The sequence below is a fragment of the Paraburkholderia sp. J94 genome, assembly GCF_905220285.1.
Lineage (GTDB): Bacteria > Pseudomonadota > Gammaproteobacteria > Burkholderiales > Burkholderiaceae > Paraburkholderia > Paraburkholderia tropica_A.
This window is the reverse complement of sequence record NZ_CAJMZH010000009.1, coordinates 263,962-283,510: the sequence shown is the minus strand read 5'-3', so window position 1 is coordinate 283,510 and position 19,549 is coordinate 263,962. Positions and strand designations below refer to the sequence as shown.

At 65.2% G+C, this 19,549-nt stretch carries 14 protein-coding genes; 6 read left to right on the top strand and 8 right to left on the bottom strand.

From position 1 onward, the window contains the following. The first annotated feature begins 48 nt into the window (after nt 1-48). The gene (locus U4Y88_RS21210; RefSeq protein ID WP_321786133.1) at nt 49-837 is read left to right on the top strand and encodes a peptidylprolyl isomerase; all 789 of its coding nucleotides are present in this window, start codon (nt 49-51) and stop codon (nt 835-837) included. Nucleotides 838-895: 58 nt separating this feature from the next. Next, nucleotides 896-2,176 carry a nitrate/nitrite transporter gene (locus U4Y88_RS21205; protein WP_310632252.1) on the top strand — a complete coding sequence of 427 codons (1,281 nt, stop codon included), beginning with the start codon at nt 896-898 and terminating at the stop codon, nt 2,174-2,176. Nucleotides 2,177-2,199: 23 nt separating this feature from the next. Here the strand turns inward: U4Y88_RS21205 and U4Y88_RS21200 are convergent, their stop codons facing one another. After that, entirely contained in the window at nt 2,200-2,658 is a 459-nt protein-coding gene (locus tag U4Y88_RS21200; protein WP_224014495.1) for a universal stress protein, read from the bottom strand. 719 nt (nt 2,659-3,377) lie between these two features. On the opposite strand from U4Y88_RS21200, the gene flhD reads away from it, so the two are divergent. Both flhD and flhC read left to right on the top strand, forming a co-directional pair. Further along, nucleotides 3,378-3,698 carry a flagellar transcriptional regulator FlhD gene (gene flhD / locus U4Y88_RS21195; RefSeq protein ID WP_065057654.1) on the top strand — a complete coding sequence of 107 codons (321 nt, stop codon included), beginning with the start codon at nt 3,378-3,380 and terminating at the stop codon, nt 3,696-3,698. A gap of 11 nt (nt 3,699-3,709) precedes the next feature. After that, nucleotides 3,710-4,309 (top strand): flagellar transcriptional regulator FlhC, encoded by a 600-nt coding sequence (gene flhC, locus U4Y88_RS21190; RefSeq protein ID WP_224014497.1) that lies wholly within the window; start codon nt 3,710-3,712, stop codon nt 4,307-4,309. 140 nt (nt 4,310-4,449) lie between these two features. Here flhC and U4Y88_RS21185 read toward each other — a convergent pair whose 3' ends face one another. From U4Y88_RS21185 to U4Y88_RS21160, 6 genes are all read right to left on the bottom strand, one after another. Then, nucleotides 4,450-5,775: an Nramp family divalent metal transporter gene (locus tag U4Y88_RS21185; protein WP_321786131.1), complete on the bottom strand. Its 1,326-nt coding sequence runs from the start codon at nt 5,773-5,775 to the stop codon at nt 4,450-4,452. A gap of 65 nt (nt 5,776-5,840) precedes the next feature. Next, nucleotides 5,841-7,061: an acyl-CoA dehydrogenase family protein gene (locus tag U4Y88_RS21180; RefSeq protein WP_321786129.1), complete on the bottom strand. Its 1,221-nt coding sequence runs from the start codon at nt 7,059-7,061 to the stop codon at nt 5,841-5,843. A gap of 200 nt (nt 7,062-7,261) precedes the next feature. Beyond that, nucleotides 7,262-8,827: an efflux transporter outer membrane subunit gene (locus tag U4Y88_RS21175; RefSeq protein WP_321786127.1), complete on the bottom strand. Its 1,566-nt coding sequence runs from the start codon at nt 8,825-8,827 to the stop codon at nt 7,262-7,264. A 15-nt stretch (nt 8,828-8,842) separates the two neighbouring features. Further along, nucleotides 8,843-12,028 carry an efflux RND transporter permease subunit gene (locus tag U4Y88_RS21170; protein WP_321786125.1) on the bottom strand — a complete coding sequence of 1,062 codons (3,186 nt, stop codon included), beginning with the start codon at nt 12,026-12,028 and terminating at the stop codon, nt 8,843-8,845. A gap of 85 nt (nt 12,029-12,113) precedes the next feature. Next, nucleotides 12,114-13,340: an efflux RND transporter periplasmic adaptor subunit gene (locus U4Y88_RS21165; RefSeq protein WP_224014506.1), complete on the bottom strand. Its 1,227-nt coding sequence runs from the start codon at nt 13,338-13,340 to the stop codon at nt 12,114-12,116. A gap of 33 nt (nt 13,341-13,373) precedes the next feature. Next, entirely contained in the window at nt 13,374-14,360 is a 987-nt protein-coding gene (locus U4Y88_RS21160) for an alpha/beta hydrolase (RefSeq protein ID WP_224014508.1), read from the bottom strand. A gap of 188 nt (nt 14,361-14,548) precedes the next feature. Between U4Y88_RS21160 and U4Y88_RS21155 the strand changes: the two genes are divergently transcribed. Together U4Y88_RS21155 and U4Y88_RS21150 are read left to right on the top strand one after the other, a co-directional pair. After that, a complete protein-coding gene (locus U4Y88_RS21155) occupies nt 14,549-15,553 on the top strand; it encodes a LysR family transcriptional regulator (RefSeq protein ID WP_321786123.1) in 1,005 nt (334 codons plus the stop codon). Between the two features lie 258 nt (nt 15,554-15,811). Beyond that, nucleotides 15,812-16,087: a DUF4148 domain-containing protein gene (locus U4Y88_RS21150; RefSeq protein WP_224014512.1), complete on the top strand. Its 276-nt coding sequence runs from the start codon at nt 15,812-15,814 to the stop codon at nt 16,085-16,087. A 251-nt stretch (nt 16,088-16,338) separates the two neighbouring features. On the opposite strand, the gene U4Y88_RS21145 is transcribed toward U4Y88_RS21150, so the two are convergent. Then, complete coding sequence (locus U4Y88_RS21145) at nt 16,339-19,278, bottom strand: ESPR-type extended signal peptide-containing protein (protein WP_321786121.1); 2,940 nt, start codon at nt 19,276-19,278, stop codon at nt 16,339-16,341. Nucleotides 19,279-19,549: the final 271 nt, after the last annotated feature.

Sequence of the window (19,549 nt, the reverse complement as noted above, 5' to 3'; positions counted from 1 at the left end):
CCATACGAGCGTCATACAAACGCCACACGAACGCCAGGAGCCGACACCATGAACGCCGATCCGCAGACGCTCGACAGCGCGCCCGCCGCGCGCGTGAATCACGTGGAAATCGCCGCTGCGGCGATTGCCGAGGAAAGCCGCCATCACGCCGACGAACCCGATCCGCCGCTGGCCGCGCGCCGCGCGCTCGTGGTGCGCGAACTGCTGCGCCAGCGCGCCGCTGAACTCGCGCTGATCGACGCGGATGCCACACTCGACGACGACGCGCTCGACGCCCTGCTCGCGCGCGAACTGCGCGTGCCCGAGCCGACGCCCGACGATTGCCGCCGCTATTACGAGCAGCATGGCTCGCAGTTCGTGCGCAACGAGATCGTCTATGCGAGCCATATTCTGTTCGCCGTGACGGAGCGCGTGCCGCTCGCGCTGCAACGCCATCAGGCCGAAGACGCGCTCAACGCGCTGCTGCGCGAGCCGGACGCGTTCGAAGCGCGCGCGCGCGAATTGTCGAACTGTCCGTCGGGCGCCGTGGGCGGCAGCCTCGGCCAGCTCACGCGCGGCGACACCGTGCCCGAATTCGAGCAGGCGCTGTTCAACAGTCCCGAACTGGGTTTGCTGCCGCGTCTCGTGCGCACGCGCTTCGGCTTTCACCTCGTGCGCGTCGACCGGCGCGTGGCGGGCGAGCCCATCGAATTCGAATCGGTCGCCGACGAGATCGCGCGCTTTCTCACCGAACGCGTGCGCCACAAGGCGATTCAGCAATACGTCTCGATCCTCGCCTCGGCGGCGACGCTCGAACATGCCGCCGTCGACGCGGCCACGAGTCCGCTCGTGCAGTGACACGCCAACGAACACACCAACAATCACAGCCACAACTCGCGCAACAAGGGAAATCATCATGAATCTGCGCACCGAACCGCCTCCGGCCGCCACCGACGCACCCACACAAGTCAGCGGCAAGGCGTGGTCCGTCCTGCTCGCGAGCACACTCGCGTTTCTGGTCTGCTTCGTGGTGTGGATGATGTTCGGCGTGCTCGGCGTGCCGCTGCGCGAAGAACTCAAGCTCAACAGCACCGAGTTCGGCCTGCTCACGTCCACGCCCGTGCTCACCGGCGCGCTCATGCGCCTGCCGCTGGGCGCGTGGACCGACCGCTACGGCGGCCGCATCGTCATGACGATCCTGCTCGTGGTCTGCGCGGTGCCGGTCTATATCGTCAGTTATGCGAGCCAGCTCTGGCAGTTTCTGTTCATCGGGCTCTTTCTGGGCTGCGTGGGCGCGTCGTTCGCGGTCGGCACGCCCTATGTCGCGCGCTTCTTCCCGCCCCAGAAACGCGGCTTCGCGATGGGCTTCTTCGGCGCAGGCACCGTGGGCGCGGCTGTGAATCTGTTTGTCACGCCCACCTTGCAGTCGCTGTACGGATGGCGCTTCGTGCCGCGTGTCTACGCGATCGCGCTGCTCGTAACCGCCGTGATCTTCTGGTTCGCCTCGGCGCGCGATCCGGGCGCGGGCAAGTCGAACGGCTCGCTGCTCGACTCGTTCAAGGTGCTCGCCGATCCGCGCGTCTGGCGGCTGTGCCAGTACTACTCGATCACGTTCGGCGGCTTCACCGCGCTCTCGCTGTGGATTCCGCAGTATCTGAAGGCCGAATACGGCATGTCGCTCGTGATGGCGTCGGCGTTCGCGGCGGGCTTCTCGCTGCCGGGCTCGGTGCTGCGCGCGGTCGGCGGCCTGCTCGCCGACAAGCTCGGCGCGCACAACGTCACCTGGTGGGGCTTGTGGGTCGCGTGGATCTGCCTGTTCATCCTCTCGTACCCGGCCACCGACTTCGTGATCCACACGATCGACGGCACCGCCACGCTGCATATCAGCATGCCGCTCGCGGGCTTCGTGGCGCTGACCTTCGTGCTGGGCGCGGTGTTCGCCTTCGGCATGGCGTCCACCTTCAAATATGTCGCCGATGACTTTCCGTCCAACATGGGCGTCGTGACCGGCATCGTCGGGCTCGCAGGCGGGCTGGGCGGCTTTCTGCTGCCGATCCTGTTCGGCGCGCTGCTCGATCTGCTCAAGATCCGTTCGAGCTGTTTCATGCTGCTCTACGGCGTCGTGTGGGTCTCGCTGATCCTGCTCTATGTTTCCGAGGTCAAGCGCATGCCGGTTCTGGGCGGAAAGGCCGCCTGAACGACACGGTTGACGTCAGCCGCTCAGGCAGCGGCGGCTTCCGCCGGCTCCGGCGCCGTGACCACCAGCACGCTGCACGACACGCGGTCGAGCAGCTGCCGGTCGTCGCGGCCCTCCCACCAGCGCGCGAGCGGGCCGCGCCGATGATGACCGAGCACGATCAGGTCCGCGCCGAACAGGGCCGCCACGCGCGCGATTTCGTCGATGGCGCGGCCCACGGCGAATTCGCCCGTCGCCGCCAGCCCCAGTTGCTGGAGCCGCTCCACGCCGTCGTGCAGGATTTCCCTGGCCGCCGATTCCGCCGCCTCGAACGGCACGGCCGAGACCACATCCGTGCCCCATTGCAGCGGCCCCTCGTCGAGCACCGCCAGCAAATGCGTCTGCGCGCGGCACGCGAGCGCCAGCTCGGTGCCCTCGCGTAAGGCCCGCCGCCCTTCGCGGGTCGCGTCGTAACACAAAAGAATGCGCCTGAACGAAGCCATGACTGCCTCCTGCGCCGCGCCCTTCGCCACTGCGCCCCATCCTTTGGCCGGACACGGCTTCTCATTTATTTATATCACTTCGTGATAGATGCGGCGGCGCAATTCCCGCGTCCAGTTACAGACGCCGCCCCGCGTTCAATCCGTTGTTTCCATGCGATTTACATATAGGCGTAAACCAGCGCTGTTACAAAGCGCGTCAACGAGACGCAGAAGTCCGCGTCTTGATACATCTTGACAAGGCTAGTTACACAGGGTCGAAACACTTGTTACAGTTTTATCTTCATACGGATTAATCGCCATGCGGGTATTTCTTACCTGCCAACGCAAATCCTTTCAAAACGTTTATTTTGGCGGCGCGAGCCCGGCCGCGAATTGCGATTCGTTGCGCATGCACCGGCGAAATCCGTGAGCCCCTTATCCTGAGCGGGTTTACGCCAGATTTCAGCGCTCATCCCGTTCGCATCGGGATCTTGGGGTCAGTTGTTTCGGACACCAGAAAGAGTTACCGGGAATATTTGTAACAGGCGAATTATTTTTTTGAAGAGGGATTGATTTCTGAGATTAGTCCTCATACAATTCGCTTCAACGTGTTACGAGTTGTAACACGTTGTATCAAAGAGTCAGGGCCGACATAAAAGAGCGGACCGACAAAGACCAGAAAAAAGTTACAACGGCAGCAAATGCCGGGGGGTTTAATCGGGGCTTCGGAAAAGAGAGAAATGGACCGTAGCAGCGAGACGCTGGAATCTATCCGCGAAATTAATTTGTCGTATCTGATGCTCGCACAGCGCATGCTGCGCGAGGACAAGCCGGTCGGGATGTTCCGACTGGGTCTGTCGTCGGAACTGGCCGATCTGCTTTCCAATCTGTCTTTGGCACAGATCGTCAAGCTGGCTGCTTCCGACCAGCTTCTTTGCCTTTTCCGCTTCGATGACCATGCCATGTTGTCCGCGCTGACGCAGACTTCCCGGCATGCCAACGTAGCGGCGACTCATGCGGCTATCCTGCTTGCGGGACAGCCCGCCGGGCAATTCGCCTGAGGGGAACGGACATGACGACCCGCCGCAGCCTCACCGAAGATGCCCAGGAAGTGTTTCGCGCGATCGCGCTGATCGAACTGGGTGCGCGCATGCAGGTTCTGGAGAGCGAACTGTCGCTTTCGCGGGACCGCATGATTCGCCTGTATCGTGAGATCCGCGGCGTATCGCCGCCCAAGGGTATGTTGCCGTTCTCGGCGGACTGGTACATGACGTGGCTGGCGAACATTCATGCTTCGCTGTTCTACAACACGTACCTGTTCCTCAAGAACGAAGCGCGTTGCTCGCATCTCGACGCGCTTACCAAAGGGTTCCGGCTGTATCTGGAACACTGCCGCCACAGCGAGACCGAGCCGGTGCTCGACCTCACGCGTGCGTGGACTTTGGTGCGGTTTTTCGATGCCGATATTCTGCAGATGACGCCTTGCTGCCGTTGTGGCGGTAAGTTCGTCGCGCACCGCCACGACTTGCAGCACAACGTCGTGTGTGGCGCATGCCAGCCGCCTTCGCGCGCTGGCAAGACGAAGAAGGCGGCTGCAGCGCGACGGGGCGCAGAGCAGACCGAGAGCGACCTTCCGGTGGAAACGCCGGATGGCATTGCCGAGGCTGCATAAGCGTAGGAGAGCCAAGATCCGGTCAACCGGACGCAGCAGCAAGACTAGACGCGAAACCGTCCGGCGCCCCACGCGGTGCCGGACGGCGAAGCGCATTTCTCATCGGCGCTTCGCCGCCTTCCTCCCTGTTACACCTTCCCTCAGTTCCCCGCAAAGGTCTGCCAGACCAGCCACAGGTTCGCCGCCGTGATGATGGCGAACAGCAGCCACGCGATCATGCGCGTGTGCAGCCGGTTCGCGAACACGCCCATCAGTGAACGATCGTTCGTCATGCGGATCAGCGGCCAGAGCGCGAACGGCAATTGCAGGCTCAGCACCACCTGGCTCGCGACCAGCAGCTTGCCCACCGCGCCGTTGCCCAGCAGCCACACGCCCGCGAACGCCGGAATCAGCGCGAGCACGCGCGTGATGAGCCGCCGCTGGTAGCACGGAATCTTCATCTTCAGGAAGCCTTCCATGATCACCTGGCCCGCCACGGTGCCGGTGAAGGTCGAGCTTTGCCCGGACGCCAGCAAGGTCACCGCGAACAGCACCGCCGCCGCGCCGCTGCCGACGATGGGCGCGAGCAGCTTGTAGGCGTCTTCGATTTCGGTCACCTGGTTGTGGCCGGTCGCATGAAAAGCCGCTGCCGCGAGAATCAGGATCGCCGCGTTGATCAGCAGCGCGAGCACGAGCGAGACGATCGTATCGAGCCGCGACATGCCGATCGCCTGGCCGATGCTGGCTTCGTCGCGCTTCACGGCGCGCGTCTGCACGATCGACGAGTGTAGATAGAGGTTATGCGGCATCACGGTCGCGCCCAGAATGCCGATGGCGAGATAGAGCGGTTCCTGGCTCGCGATCGCGTGCCACGACGGCACCGCGCCCGCGAACACCGACGGCCAGTGCGGCTTCACGAGCGCGAGCTCGATCACGTAGCCGAGGCCGATGGTGGCGATCAGCCCGGCCATGATCGCTTCGAGCGTGCGGAAGTTCTTGCCCTTCAGGCCGAGCACGATGATCGTGTCGAACGCGGTGAGCACCACGCCCCATATCAGCGAGCAGCCGAGCAGCAGATGGAACGCGAGCGCGCCGCCGAGCACTTCGGCGAGATCGCAGGCGATGATCGAGAGTTCGGCGAGCGCCCACTGGCCGAGCGCGACGGGTTTCGAATAACGCGAGCGCGAGAGTTCGGCGAGGTCGCGCCCCGTGACGATGCCCAGACGCATCGCGAGACATTGCAGCGCCATCGCCGCGATGCTGGAGAGCACGACCACGAACAGCAGGTTGTAACCGTAGCGCGAACCGGCCTCGATATCGGTGGCCCAGTTGCCCGGGTCCATGTAACCGATCGAGATCAGCAGGCCAGGGCCCGCGAACTGCAGAAACTTCTTCCAGAACGGCGCGGCCGGCGACACCGTCACGCTGCCCTGCACTTCCGATGGGCAAAACGGCGCCGTCGCCGTTGTCGGTAATTTGAACTCCAACGGTGCGATCCTCGAGGGTGGATTTTTTCGCGGCCAGCAGAGCGATGTGGCGCGCGATCGGTCCCTCAAGTGTACAGCGTCGGCTCCGGCAATTCGCGCGTGAGCGCGTGACGGCCCACGTCGCGCACACGATAGTCGAGCGGATCGTGCAGCGTGTGCACGCGCGCGTTGCGCCAGAAGCGGTCGAACGCGAGCGCGGCGGCGGTGGCGCGCGCGCCGCAGGCGTCGAACAGTTGCTCGCCCGCTTCGAGCGCGGCGCGATGCGCGACGATCTTCGCCTCGGAAACGGCGAGCGAGACTTCAGCGCGCGTGGCCGCGCTCAAGTCGTCGCCTTGCGACCAGGCGGCGTCGAGCAGCGACGCGGCGCGGTCCGCGAGCAGCGCGGCCGAGAGCGCCTGAATGCGCATCTCGCCGAAACGCTGCTGGAGATACGGATCGTCGGCGGCGCGCTGCACGCCCGAGTTCACCCACGGACGGCCGTTCGCGAGCACGTACTCGCGCGCCTCGTCGAGCGCGCCTTCCGCAATGCCGACGAACAGATTCGTCAGCACGAGTTGCGACACCAGCGTGCGCAGCGAGGCGCGCGGCGTGTCGGGGCGCTTGAGCACTTCGTGCGCGCGCACCTCGACGGCGTCGAACGACACCGTGCCGCTATCGGTCTGACGCTGGCCGATCGGGTCCCAGTCGTCGTGCACGGTGATGCCCGCGCGCGTGGTGGGCACCACCGCGAACACGGGCTGGCCGGTGGCCGGATCGTGCGCGCTCACGGTCATCATCTGCGAGCCGTAGGTGCCGGAGCAGAAGCCCTTCTTGCCGTGCAGACGCCAGCCGCCCTCGCCGTCCGGCTGCGCGACGAGGCGCGTATCGAGCGGATTCACCGCGTTGCCCCACCACCAGCGATGTTCGACCGTGCCGCGCAGCCAGTCCGCGCGCTGCGCCGGGTTGCCCCACAGATCGACGCTCACGATCTGCAGAAACTGGAAGCCGAGCAGATGCGCGAGCGCACTGTCCGCGCGCGCGAGCGTGCGGATCGTTTTGTAGATTTCGGGCCAGCGTGTCGTGTTTTGCGCGATGTTTTCCGCGCCAGGCGCTTCGATAGCTTCGCCGAACGCGCCGCCAAACTCGCGCGGCACAGCCAGCGTGAGCAGTCCCGCATCGGCGATCAACTGCTTTTCGGCGGCGGCGTGCCCGCCCGCGAGATCGCGGCGCGCGGCGCTCGCGCGCAAGGTCTCGGCGAGCGTGGCGAGTACATGCTCCGCCGTGCGCGGCGGTCGTGGATCGTTCATGCCTGTTTTCCCGAATGAGTGACGCTCGCGAACGAGCTTCCAGGCGGACGGCGCGCCGTCCGCTCCAGCTTCAATCAATCGATGATAGTGGCAGGCGCCGGGACGGTCTACGAACCGTTTGCGCAAATGAAATCGCGGCTGGCGATATGCGAGTGCATACCGGCCAGCCGCGAAGCGGTGCAACGCCCGCCGCCCGGCGTCTAGCGCGCGGCGAGCGGTGCCGGAGGCGGCGCCGCGCCATCGGGCGTCTGCGGCTTCACGTCGCCCCAGCCGCCGCCCAGCGCGCGGATCAGATTCACGGCCGCGACCGCCTGCGAGCCTTGCAGATGGCTCGCCTGCAATTGCGACACCAGCACCGTGCGCTCGCTGTCGATCACGTTCAGATAGCTGACCTCGCCCTCCTCGTACTGCGTGCGCGACAGATGCGCCGAGCGCTCCGAGGCGTTCACCGCCTCGTCCTGCTGGCGAATCTGATCGTCGAGCAAACGCAGATCGGAAAGGTTGTCCTCGACTTCGCGGAACGCCACGAGCACCTGCTGGCGATACTGCGCCACGTCCTCGTCGTACTTGCCGCGCGCCTGGGCGAGATTGGCCTTGCGGCGGCCGCCGTCGAACAGCGGAATCGTGAGCGCCGTGCCCGCGAGCGGCCCGAGCAGAAACGCGCGGCTCGACCACATGAACAGATCGCCGAGCGAAGCGGACTCGTAACCGAACGCGCCCGTGATATCGAGCTTCGGAAAGAACGCCGACTTCGCGAGACCGACGCGCGCGTTCGCGGCCGCCATCGCGCGCTCGGCGGCGGCGATGTCGGGACGGCGTTCGAGCAGCGTCGACGGCAAGCCCGGCGGCACACTCACGTTCACGCTTTGCAGCGGCGTTTCGGGGAACGTGAACTCGGCGGGCGCCTTGCCGAGCAGAATCGCAAGGCTATGCTCGGACGCCGCGCGCTGACGCGCCACGCCCACCGCATCCGCACGCGCGCTCGCGAGTTCGTTGCGCGCCTGCGCCACGTCGAGCTCACTGATATCGCCTTCCTTGAAGCGGCGTTCGACGAGCTTGAGCGCGTCGGCGCGCAGCGTCACGGTGCGGCGATACAGATCGACGTCCGAATCGAACTGGCGCAGCTGGAAGTAGTTCTGCGCGACATCGGCCTGCAACGCGAGCTGCACCGAGAGGAACAGTGCCTCGCTTTGCTGCGCATCCGCGCGCGCCGCGTTCACGTTCGAGCTGACGCGGCCGAACAGATCGGCTTCGTAGCTCGCCGTGGCCTGTGCGCGCCAGAGCGTCTGCGTCGCGACCGGCGTGTTCTGCGGCAGGTACTGCGAAGCGGGCGAGGCGCGCTCGTAAGTCGGGCCGAAGCCCGCATCGAACGACGGGAACCACGAGGCCCGCGCCGCCTGCGTCAACGCACGCGCCTGCTGCACACGCGCGGCCGCCGCCTTCAGGTCCTGATTCGCGGCCAGCGCCTGATCTTCGAGCTGATCGAGCGTCGGGTCGCCGAACACCTTCCACCACTCGCCGCGATGCGCATCGTCGGCGGGCTGGGCCGCTGTCCACGAACCCACATCGTGCGGATTCGCGGATTGCGTCTGCTGCGGCGCTTCCTTGTACGCGTTCGGCACGCCCGAGTCGGGCACCTTGTAGGTCGGCTCGACCGAGCAGGCCGCGAGCCAGGCGAACAGCGCCACGCCCAGCGCGAGCCGCGTGCGGCGCCAGAACGCGCCCGCGTGCGCCGTGCGTTCCTGTGTGAATGAATAGTTAGTCATCTTTATCATCCTTCTTTACGCATCCACCGTAGGCTGCGGCGCGTGCGCATTGTCCTTCTGCGCGACGTGAATCTTGCCGCCCGCGAGCGTACGCAGCACCACGTAGAACACCGGCGTGAGCAGCAGACCGAACGCGGTCACGCCCAGCATGCCGAAGAACACCGCAATCCCCATCGCATGACGCATTTCCGAACCCGCGCCCGACGAGAGCACGAGCGGCACCACACCCATGATGAACGCGATCGACGTCATCAGAATCGGGCGCAGACGCAGGCGGCTCGCTTCAATGGCCGCCGACAGCGGCGTGTGTCCGTCATGCTCCAGTTCGCGCGCGAATTCCACGATCAGAATCGCGTTCTTCGACGCCAGCCCCACCAGCACCATCAAGCCGATCTGCGTGAAGATGTTGTTGTCGCCCTGCGTGAGCCACACGCCGGTCAGCGCGCAGAGCACGCTCATCGGCACGATCAGGATCACCGCGAGCGGCAGCGTCAGGCTCTCGTAGAGCGCGGCCAGCACGAGGAACACGAGCAGCACGCTGATCGGGAACACCCAGATACCCGCGTTGCCGGCCAGCACCTGCTGATACGTGAGGTCGGTCCATTCGAACTTCACGCCGCGCGGCAGCACCTCGGCCGCGATGCGTTCCGCTGCCGCCTGAGCCTGCCCCGACGAATAACCGGGCGCGGGTCCGCCGTTGATGTCGGCAGCGGTGTAGCCGTTGTAGCGCACCACCATTTCGGGGCCGTAAGTGGGCGACACCGTGACCAGCGACGAGAGCGGCACCATATCGCCCGCCGCGTTGCGCGTCTTCAGTTGCAGGATGTCGTCGGCCTTCTGGCGGAACGGCGCATCGGCCTGCACACGCACCTGATACACGCGTCCGAAGCGGTTGAAGTCGTTCACATACAGCGAGCCCAGATAGATCTGCATCGTGTCGAACACGTCCGTCACCGGCACGCCAAGTTGCTTCGCCTTCGTGCGGTCCAGATCGACGTTCAGTTGCGGCACGTTGATCTGATAGTTCGTGAAGGTCGGGCCGAGTTCGGGCGTTTGCGCCGCACGCTTCACGAAGTCCTGGGTCGCACGGTTGAGCGCTTCATAACCGAGCGCGCCGTGATCTTCCAGCTGCATCTTGAAGCCGCCGAGCGTGCCGAGACCGAGCACCGGCGGCGGCGGGAACACCGCGATAAACGAGTCCTTGATGCTCGCGTACTGCTGATTCAGCGCGCCCGCGATCGCACCCGCCGCGAGGGCCTTGCCCTTGCGTTCCTTGAACGGCTTGAGCGTGACGAACACGATGCCCGCGCTCGAACTATTCGTGAAGCCATTCACCGAAAGACCCGGGAACGCCACCGCGCTTTCCACGCCCGGCTGCTTGAGCGCAATCGCGCTCATATCGCGGATCACGCTTTCCGTGCGGTCGAGCGAAGCGCCGTTCGGCAATTGCGCGAATGCGATCAGATACTCCTTGTCCTGCGCGGGCACGAAGCCGCCCGGCACGATGCGGCCCATCAGCACGGTCGCGCCGAGCAGCACCACATAGACCACGAGCATCGCGCCCTTGCGGCGCAGCACGCCGTTCACGCCACGGCCATAGCTTTCCGAACCGCGATGGAACACCCGGTTGAAGCGCGTGAAGAAGCCGCCGAGCACGCGGTTCATGCCGCGCGTGAGCCAGTCTTCCTTCGCATCGTGGCCGCGCAGCAGCAGCGCCGACAACGCGGGCGACAGCGTGAGCGAGTTGAACGCCGAGATCACCGTCGAGATGGCGATGGTCATCGCGAACTGCTTGTAGAACTGGCCCGTGAGACCGCTCATGAATGCGAGCGGCACGAACACGGCAACCAGCGTGAGCGCGATGGCGATAATCGGCCCGCTCACTTCCTGCATCGCCTTGTACGTGGCATCGCGCGCGGATAAGCCGCTTGCGATATTGCGCTCGACGTTCTCCACCACCACGATCGCATCGTCCACGACGATACCGATCGCCAGCACCATGCCGAACAGCGAGAGCGCGTTGATCGAGAAACCAAACGCCAGCAGCAGCGAGAACGTCCCCACGATCGACACCGGCACGGCGATCAGCGGAATGATCGACGCGCGCCACGTCTGCAGGAACACGATCACCACGATCACGACCAGCGCGATGGCTTCGAGCAGCGTGTGAATCACGGCTTCGATACTCGAACGCACGAACTGCGTCGGGTCATAGACGATCTTGTAGTCCACGCCCGCGGGCATGTCCTGCTTGAGGTCCTTCATCGCCGCGCGCACCTGCTCCGAGATCGCGAGCGAATTCGCACCCGGCGCCTGGTTGATCGCGAGCGCCACGGCGGGCTTGTTGTCGAGCAGCGAACGCAGGCCGTATTCGGACGCCGCGAGTTCGATACGCGCGATGTCGCGCAGATACGTCACGCCGCCATCGGGATTGGTCTTGACGATGATGTCGCCGAATTCGCTTTCCGTGCGCAGACGGCCGCGCGCGTTCACGTTCAGCTGCAACGGCGTGCCGGGCACGCTCGGCGACGCGCCGATCACACCAGCCGCCACCTGCACGTTCTGCTCACGGATCGCGCTGACCACGTCCTGCGCCGTGAGATTGCGCTGCGCCACCTTCTGCGGATCGAGCCAGACGCGCATGGCGTAATCGCCCGCGCCCCAGAGCTGCACCTCGCCCACGCCCTGGATGTTCGAGAGACGATCCTTGACGTTGAGCAGCGCGTAGTTGCGCAGGTACGTCATGTCGTACTGATTGTTCGGCGAGATCAGGTGCACCACCATCGTGAGCGTAGGCGAGCTCTTGATGGTCGTGATGCCGAGGCGCTGCACGTCTTCCGGCAGGCGCGGCAAGGCCTGGTTCACGCGGTTCTGCACGAGCTGCGTGGCCTTGTCCGGGTCGGTGCCGAGACGGAACGTGACTGTGAGCGTGAGATTGCCGTCGCTATTCGCCTGCGACTGCATGTACAGCATGTTCTCGACGCCGTTGATCTGCTCTTCGAGCGGCGCGGCCACGGCTTCGGCAATCACTTTCGGATTCGCGCCCGGATACTGCGCGTGCACGACGACCGAAGGCGGCACGACCTCGGGATATTCGGAGATCGGCAACTGGAACAGGGCGATCACCCCGGCCAGCAGGATCAGCACGGACAGCACGCCCGCGAAGATCGGCCGGTCGATGAAGAATTTCGATATGTTCATGGGTCGCTCTTAACTCATTCGTATAACTAACTGACTGCGAGGCTGACACACACGGCGACGCGCGCCGTGTGCCAAACGCTACGCGTCAGGAAGCCTTCGCGTCCTTGCTGTCTTTCGCGGCGGGCTGCGTGGCGACGGCCGCCGCGTCGGCGTCGGGGTCGCCGTTCATCGGCACCATGTGCGAGCGCACGGCTTCGCCCGGACGCACGCGCTGCGTGCCGTTCACCACGACATGCTCGCCCGCCTTCAGGCCGTCGACGATCACGCGCAGATTGCCCTGCTGACCGGCGATCTGCACCGCGCGATACGCGACCTTGCCCGCGCCGTCGACCACGTAGACGTACTTCTTGTCCTGGTCGGTGCCGATGGCCGCTTCGTCCACGAGCAGCGCCGGATGCGGCGCGGAACCGCTCACCTTGATGCGTGCGTAGAGGCCCGGCACGAGCGCGCCGTCGGCGTTGTCGAAACGCGCACGCACGCGGATCGTGCCCGACGAGGTATCGAGCCGGTTATCGACGGACTCGATCGTGCCCGAGCGCGAGTAACCGGTTTCGTTCGCAAGACCCAGTTCGACCGGCACCTTCGAGCCATCCTTCATGCGGCTGATGTAGTCGAGATAGGTCTGCTCGTCGGCGTCGAATTCCGCGTAGATCGGCGAGACGGAGACCAGCGTCGTGAGCGGCGCGGCGCTCGCGCCCGCGCTCACCACGTTGCCCACCGTGATCTCCGCGCGCGACACGCGGCCCGCGACCGGCGCGACGATGCGCGTATAGCCGAGGTTGATCTGCGCGGCTTCGAGCCCGGCCTGCGCGGCCTTCAGGTTCGCGCTGGCTTCGCGCGCGGCGTTCTGCTTCTCGTCGTAATCGCGCTTGGCGATGGCGTTATCGCCGATCAGGCGTTGCGCGCGCTCCCAGTCGCTCTGCGCGTAACCCGTGCGGGCCTGCGCGGCGGCGAGTTGCGCGGCGGCCTGATCGACGGCGGCCTGATACGGACGCGGATCGATCTCGAACAGCGTGTCGCCCTTCTTCACGAGCGCGCCGTCACGGAAGTTCACCGAAACGATCGTGCCCGTCACCTGCGGGCGGATATCGACCTTTTCGACCGCGGCCATGCGGCCGGAGTAACTCTGCCAGTCGGTGATCGTGCGTTGCGCGACAGCGGCGACATCGACTTCCGGCGCGGGCGGCGCTTCGGCGGCGACGGCCGGATGCGCGTCGAAGCGCATCGCGCCGAGCGTGCCGAGCCCCGCGACGACGAGCACGGCCACGACCGCTAGCGCGATGCGTGTGGGGGATTGCGAGAAGAGTGACATTTGGCGGGCTCCAGGTTGCTGAGTGGTTGTTGTTTATGGATTGCGCGGCGAACGCGGCGAGTCGCGATTGACATCGCGATTGGCGTCCGCCTCGAAACAGCATTTGAAAAATCGCACGGCTTCCGCGAGCGCTTCCTCGTGCGCGCCGATCTGCGCGTGCGAGATGCTCGGATAACGCACCACATTCGTGCGCACGCCGGCTTCGATCAGGCGGCTCGCGTACTTTTCCGCCTCGATATGCAGCACGTCGTTCTGCGCGGTGACGATCAGCGTGGGCGGCAAACCGCCGAGCCGCGACGATTCGAGCGGCGCCGCGTACGGATGCATGCGCTGCGTGGCGTCGGGCAAATAGGCGCGATAGCACTGCGCGCATTCGCTCGCGGTGATGTCCGAGCCGAGGCGCTGCGCGTCGCCCAGACGCGTGAGGCTCGGGTCGAGCATCGGCGCGAACAAGGCCTGCGCCGCGAGCTTCACGTCGCCGCGATCGCGGCCGATAAAGGCGAGCACGTTGGCGATCTGACCGCCCGCGTCGTGGCCCGCGGCGATCACGCGTTTCGCGCTGCCGCCGAATGCGCGGGCGCGCGTGAGCACCCACAGCGCCGCGCGATGCGCGTCTTCGGGCGCGGCCGGAAACGGGAATTCGGGCGCGAGCGAATAATCGACCGACACCACCAGCGCCGGTAAGCGTTCTGCGAAAAAGCGGCTTTGCACATCGGCGTCGTCGAGCGTGCCGCGCACGAATCCGCCGCCGTGGAAATACAGCAGCACGGGCAGATTGTTCGCGCCCTGCGGACGATAAAGACGCAGCACGATATCCTTCACGTGGCCTTCGATCGTCACTTCGCTCACGTCGATGGCGACGCGGCCGCGCGCCTTGCCGGCCGGGGCTGCGGGACGCGCCGGACGAGCGGGCTCGTTGGCTGCGTCGGGCACGTGGGGCGCATCGGCCGTGGCGTTAGCAGCGTTAGCAGGATGAGCAGCGGCTGAAATCCACGGCGTCGAACGTTTAAAGGCATCCATGTCGAAACGGCGCAATGCGCGAGAGTAGATTCGAATGGAGCGAATTGTGGGTTCGGCAGACTTCTAAATAAATGCCTATAATCCGGCAACACAATTCGGCGCACCTGAACAATCTGTCTCCTCTTTACGCGCGCGTGTCGCTTTCAAGCACCGCGCGGCGTGCGTCCGATGACTTTCGGAGAATGGCAATGGACCGCCTTCAGGCCATGCAGGTGTTCACCCGCGTCGTCGATACCAACAGCTTCACGCGCGCAGCCGAAACGCTCGACATGCCGCGCGCCTCGGTCACGACGATCATTCAGAATCTCGAAGCGTTTCTCGGCGTGCGCCTCATGCATCGCACCACGCGCCGTCTTTCGCTCACGCCCGACGGCGCCGCGTATTACGAGCGCTGCGTGCGCATCCTCGCCGATGTCGAGGAAACCGAACAGACGTTCCAGGATCGCAACCGCAAGCCGCACGGCAAATTGCGCATCGACATGCCAGGCTCCATCGGGCGGCTGATCGTGATTCCGTCGCTGTGCGAATTCCACACGCGCTATCCCGACATCGACCTGCAACTGGGCTTGAGCGATCGCCCCGTCGATCTCTTGCAGGAAGGCGTGGATTGCGTGGTGCGCGTGGGCGCGTTGCAGGATTCCTCGCTGGTCGCGCGGCGCATCGGCCTGTTCGAAGGCGTGTCGTGCGCGGCGCCCTCGTACCTCGAAAGCCACGGCATGCCGAAAACGCTCGAAGATTTGCAGGAGCATCGCGCCGTGAATTATTTTTCGAGCCGCACGGGGCGCGTGATCGACTGGGCGTTTCTGGTCGACAACAAGGAAGTCGAGGTCAAGCTCAAGAGCATGGTCTCGGTGAACGACGCCGATGCTTACGTGACGTGCGGCGTGGAAGGCTTCGGGCTGATTCAGGCGCCGCGCTACATGGTGCTGCCGCTGCTGAAATCGGGCCAGCTTGTCGAGGTGCTGCCCGATATCAAGCCGCTGCCGATGCCGATTTCGGCGGTGTATCCGCATAGCCGCCATCTGTCGCCGAAGGTGCGCGTGTTCGTCGACTGGATCGCCGAAGTGTTCGACCGCTGCCCGCTGCTGAGCGGCCGCGCTTCGCTCGACAAGGCCTGCACGCTGCGCACGCTCGAAGAACGCGAAACGGCGCCGAGTCTTGAAACGCCGGTCATTTCGGAATGGGCTGCGTGATTTTTTGCTGATTTTCAAGCGCGATATCGCGTGGTATGGCACAGATTCGCGCCCAGACGGGCGGGCCCCAAAGGCCCGCCCGTCCTGCTTTTGAGCGCTTGCACGGCGCACGCGTGCGAGCGATTGTTCCGAATTTTCGACAATTGCTTTCGCCTTCAGGCGGTTTATCGGCAACGCGCGGACACCTACATTTGCACCTGTCGCCGCACCGGTTGTTGTTTTCATCGATTTGCGGCGCCCTTAAAACAGGAGCAGATCATGAAACGCACTCTCGCAACCGCCCTCGGCGCCACCCTCGTTATTTCGCTTGCCGCCAGCGCATCGGTGTTCGCGCAATCGGTGAACAACGGTCCCAAGACGCGTGAAGAAGTGAAGGCGGAAATCGTCGCCGCGTATCGCGACGGTTCGCTGCCCGCGCTGAACAAGACGAGCTATCCGAATCAGAGCCTCGTCGGCCGCACGCAGGCGCAACGTCTCGCGATTCAGGAAAGCCGCGCGAACGACGCACAACGCGTGGCGCGCGCGGGCGATTAACGCTCGACTCGCCGCATCGAACAGCGAACTTCAAAATTCTTCAGGATGCCTGATCATGAACACGACTACGCCTTCCGAGCTTGACACCTGGAACAACACCACGCCGGTGTGGACGCCGTTCCGTCATTGAAATAGCGGTAAAAAAAAGCCCAGCGGTCGGGTAGCCCGCTGGGCGCAAAGGCACGGCCTGGCGGTGCGCCGTGCCGACTCCATGCTCGAATGCCGGTGATCAGGACCGTGTCACGATCCGATCACCATTGATACGCGCCGCCCACGGCGACGCCCGTATTGCCCACGCTGCTGGTGCTGCCGGCGAGCCGCCCAATCCAGCGATTGTTCTGCGTGACATAAGCAATGCCGATCGCCGCGCCGGTTTGCCCGCCGTAGCGCGACGTGCCGAGCGCGACGACAGCCCGGCCCGCTTCGGTCGGCTGCGGCAGGACCGCAACCGCCATCGCGGCCGCCGTGCCCGCGTACGCTTTACGCTGCACGTCGCTGACCTGGTCCTGCACGCCGGAGATGCGCATGTCGGTGTAGCTCTGCGCTTGCGCCTGCGAGGCGGTGAGCTGATTCACGTTGACGGCGTCGGTGCCCTGCGTGCCAGGCGCGACGTTGGTGATCTGGCGCTCGTTGCCCGCCGAGCCCACCGACACCGCGTTATCGCGATCGGCCACGGAACCCGCGCCCAGCGCCACCGAGTTCGCGCCGCCGGCCTGGGCGTTCGCGCCGAGCGCCACCGCATTCGCACCGCTCGCCACGGCGTTCGCGCCCGCTGCCGTCGCATGCGTGCCGGTTGCCTGCGCGCCCTCCGTCGTGCGGTCGCCCTGCGCCGCGAAGAACGGATTCGCCGCCGCTTCCGCAACCTGTTCGACCGAGGCGATGGCGTCGTTCATCTGCCCGACGTTCACAGCATCGGTGTTCGCGGTGCCCGCCGCGACGTTGTGCAGGCTGACCGTTGTCTCGCCGTCGCCGAGCGTGATCGAATCGTGCGCCGACGAGTCGTACGACACCGCGTTCGCCACGTCGCCCTTGATGTCGCTGATCTCCTGCGCGTTCTGCGAAACGCGGCCGTCGAGATCGGTGAGCGCGCCACCCACGTTGTCGTAATTGTTGCCGCCGATGCTGTAGTTCGGCGCGCTCATCGTGCCGTTCGCGTTCATCTGTGCGCCGCCGCCGAGCGCGTGCGCCGTGGCGCTGCTGATGGAGAACAGTTGTGCGCCGTTCACGGCATCGATGCTGCTCGCGTCGATGTTGCCCGCCGCGACGCCTGTGAGCAGACGCACGCCGTTCGTGCCCGCGAAATCGACGCGCGTGCCGGGCACGTCCTTGCCGATCGTGATGGTGTGCGTGATCGGGTCCTGTTGCTCGATGCCGATCTGGCCGCTGCTGATCGCAACGGAGAGATCCGTCACGCGGCCGTCGAGCGTCGTGAGCGCGCCGCCGACGTTGTGAAAAGTCGCGCCGCCGATGGCATAGGCGGGCATCGAGATCGAGCCGTCCGCCTGCAGGCTCGCGCCGCCGCCCAGCGCCTTCACGAGCGCGCTCGATACGCCGAAGAGTTGCGTGCCGTTCACGGCGTCGAAGCTCGATGCGTTGATCGCGCCGTTCGCGACGTTGTGGAGCGCCACGGGCGTGTTGGAAGCCGCGCCGCCGAGCGTCACCGAATCATGCGCCGATGAGTCGTACATGACGGCGTCGGCGGTCTGGCCTTGCAACGCAGTGATCGCCGTCGAATTCGCCGTGACCTGCGTGTTGGTCTCGTTGAGTTGCGAGCCGTTCACCGCATCGGTGCTCGATGCGTTCAGCGCGCCGCTGGCCACGTTGTGAAGCGCCACAGGCGTGTTCGCGTCAACACCGCCGAGCGTCACCAAATCATGCGCCGATGAGTCGTACATCACGGCGTCGGCGGTTTGGCCTTGCAGCGATGTGATGGCGTTCGAATTCGCCTTGACCTGCGTGTTGGTCGCGTTGAGTTGCGAGCCGTTCACCGCATCGGTGCTCGATGCGGTCAGCGCGCCGTTTGCCACGTTGTGAAGCGCCACGGGCGTGTTCGCGTCAACACCGCCGAGCGTCACCGAATCATGCGCCGACGACTCGTACATCACCGCATCGGCGGTTTGGCCTTGCAATGATGTGATGGCGTTCGAATTCGCCGTGACCTGCGTGTTGGTTGCGTTGAGTTGCGAACCGTTCACCGCATCGGTGCTCGATGCGGTCAGCGCGCCGTTTGCCACGTTGTGAAGCGCGACAGGCGTGTTTGCGTCAACACCGCCAAGCCTCACCGAATCATGCGCCGACGACTCGTACATCACCGCATCGGCTGTCTGACCTTGCAACGCCGTGATCGCGGTCGTGTTCGCCGTCACCGCTGTGTTGGTCGCGTTGAGTTGCGAGCCATTCACCGCATCGGTGCTGCTCGACGTAATCTGCCCCGCCGCCACATTCGTCACCTGACGCTCCGCGCCCTTCGCGCCCACGCTCACCACGCCGGTGGGCGACACGCCCGCGAAATCGTACTTCTTTCCGCCGATCACCCCGCTCGCCGTCGCGACAGCCGCAGACGTCGCCGCGCCACTGCCCAACGCCACCGAATTCGCCACCAACGCCTTCGCGCCATTGCCGATCGCCACCGAACTGCCCACGGCGGCCGTCGCGCCGCTGCCGAGCGCGAGCGAGTCGTCGCCTTGCGCGAGCGTCGACGCGCCCACCGCCACGGCACGCTCGCCCGTCGCCTTCGCGGCGCCGGTCTGGGTGGCGTCCACCCTGTCGCCGCCGAGCGCGACCGATTGCACGCCGCCGGCCGTCGCGCCGCCGCCCAGCGCGGTGGCGCCGTCCGCGAGCGCGTTGCTGTGATCGCCGAACGCAAGCGCCGACACGCCGTTCGCGACCGACGACGTGCCAATGGCCATCGAATCGGTGTCGTTTGCATAGGCATTACAGCCCATCGCAAAGTAATTCAGGCCCGAACCGGCGATCGTCGTGCCCGAGCAGCTATCCGCCGAAATGACCGGCGAACCTTCCGTATCCAGCACAAGGGCCGCGCGCGCGTCGTCCAGTGCGCCACTCGATGCAGCGGCCACGGCGAGCGCACTCAGGAGCACGCCCCCCTTACCCCGGGCGCGCGCGTTCTCCTGCACCGCGACCCAGCACCCCGTTGCGGCGCTCCAGATGCTCCGATAAATCCTGTTCATTCGCCATCCTTATCATTTCAACAACACCGCGAATCCAGAGAGAACGAACAGGATTCGTCAGGCTCCGACGCGCTTCGCGATTCAGCATTGCAGGGCGTCCACGCCGGACGCCCACGTCGCGCATCGGCCGCTGCGACAGTGCGGCGGCACATCGCGCCGCCCGCGTGGAGCGGGACGCAACATGCAACAAAGATTTGCAATCGATGAAGTATCGACCGAGGGGAAATCCTATGACCGCGTAGGACACAGAAAAATAGGAATATTCCTAAAT

Bases quoted from the DNA above. Each gene is read 5' to 3' on its own strand.
- U4Y88_RS21210 (WP_321786133.1), top strand. From the start codon at position 49: ATGAACGCCGATCCGCAGACGCTCGACAGCGCGCCCGCCGCGCGCGTG.
- U4Y88_RS21205 (WP_310632252.1), top strand. From the start codon at position 896: ATGAATCTGCGCACCGAACCGCCTCCGGCCGCCACCGACGCACCCACA.
- U4Y88_RS21200 (WP_224014495.1), bottom strand. From the start codon at position 2,658: ATGGCTTCGTTCAGGCGCATTCTTTTGTGTTACGACGCGACCCGCGAA.
- flhD (WP_065057654.1), top strand. From the start codon at position 3,378: ATGGACCGTAGCAGCGAGACGCTGGAATCTATCCGCGAAATTAATTTG.
- flhC (WP_224014497.1), top strand. From the start codon at position 3,710: ATGACGACCCGCCGCAGCCTCACCGAAGATGCCCAGGAAGTGTTTCGC.
- U4Y88_RS21180 (WP_321786129.1), bottom strand. From the start codon at position 7,061: ATGAACGATCCACGACCGCCGCGCACGGCGGAGCATGTACTCGCCACG.
- U4Y88_RS21175 (WP_321786127.1), bottom strand. From the start codon at position 8,827: ATGACTAACTATTCATTCACACAGGAACGCACGGCGCACGCGGGCGCG.
- U4Y88_RS21170 (WP_321786125.1), bottom strand. From the start codon at position 12,028: ATGAACATATCGAAATTCTTCATCGACCGGCCGATCTTCGCGGGCGTG.
- U4Y88_RS21165 (WP_224014506.1), bottom strand. From the start codon at position 13,340: ATGTCACTCTTCTCGCAATCCCCCACACGCATCGCGCTAGCGGTCGTG.
- U4Y88_RS21160 (WP_224014508.1), bottom strand. From the start codon at position 14,360: ATGGATGCCTTTAAACGTTCGACGCCGTGGATTTCAGCCGCTGCTCAT.
- U4Y88_RS21155 (WP_321786123.1), top strand. From the start codon at position 14,549: ATGGACCGCCTTCAGGCCATGCAGGTGTTCACCCGCGTCGTCGATACC.
- U4Y88_RS21150 (WP_224014512.1), top strand. From the start codon at position 15,812: ATGAAACGCACTCTCGCAACCGCCCTCGGCGCCACCCTCGTTATTTCG.
- U4Y88_RS21145 (WP_321786121.1), bottom strand. From the start codon at position 19,278: ATGAACAGGATTTATCGGAGCATCTGGAGCGCCGCAACGGGGTGCTGG.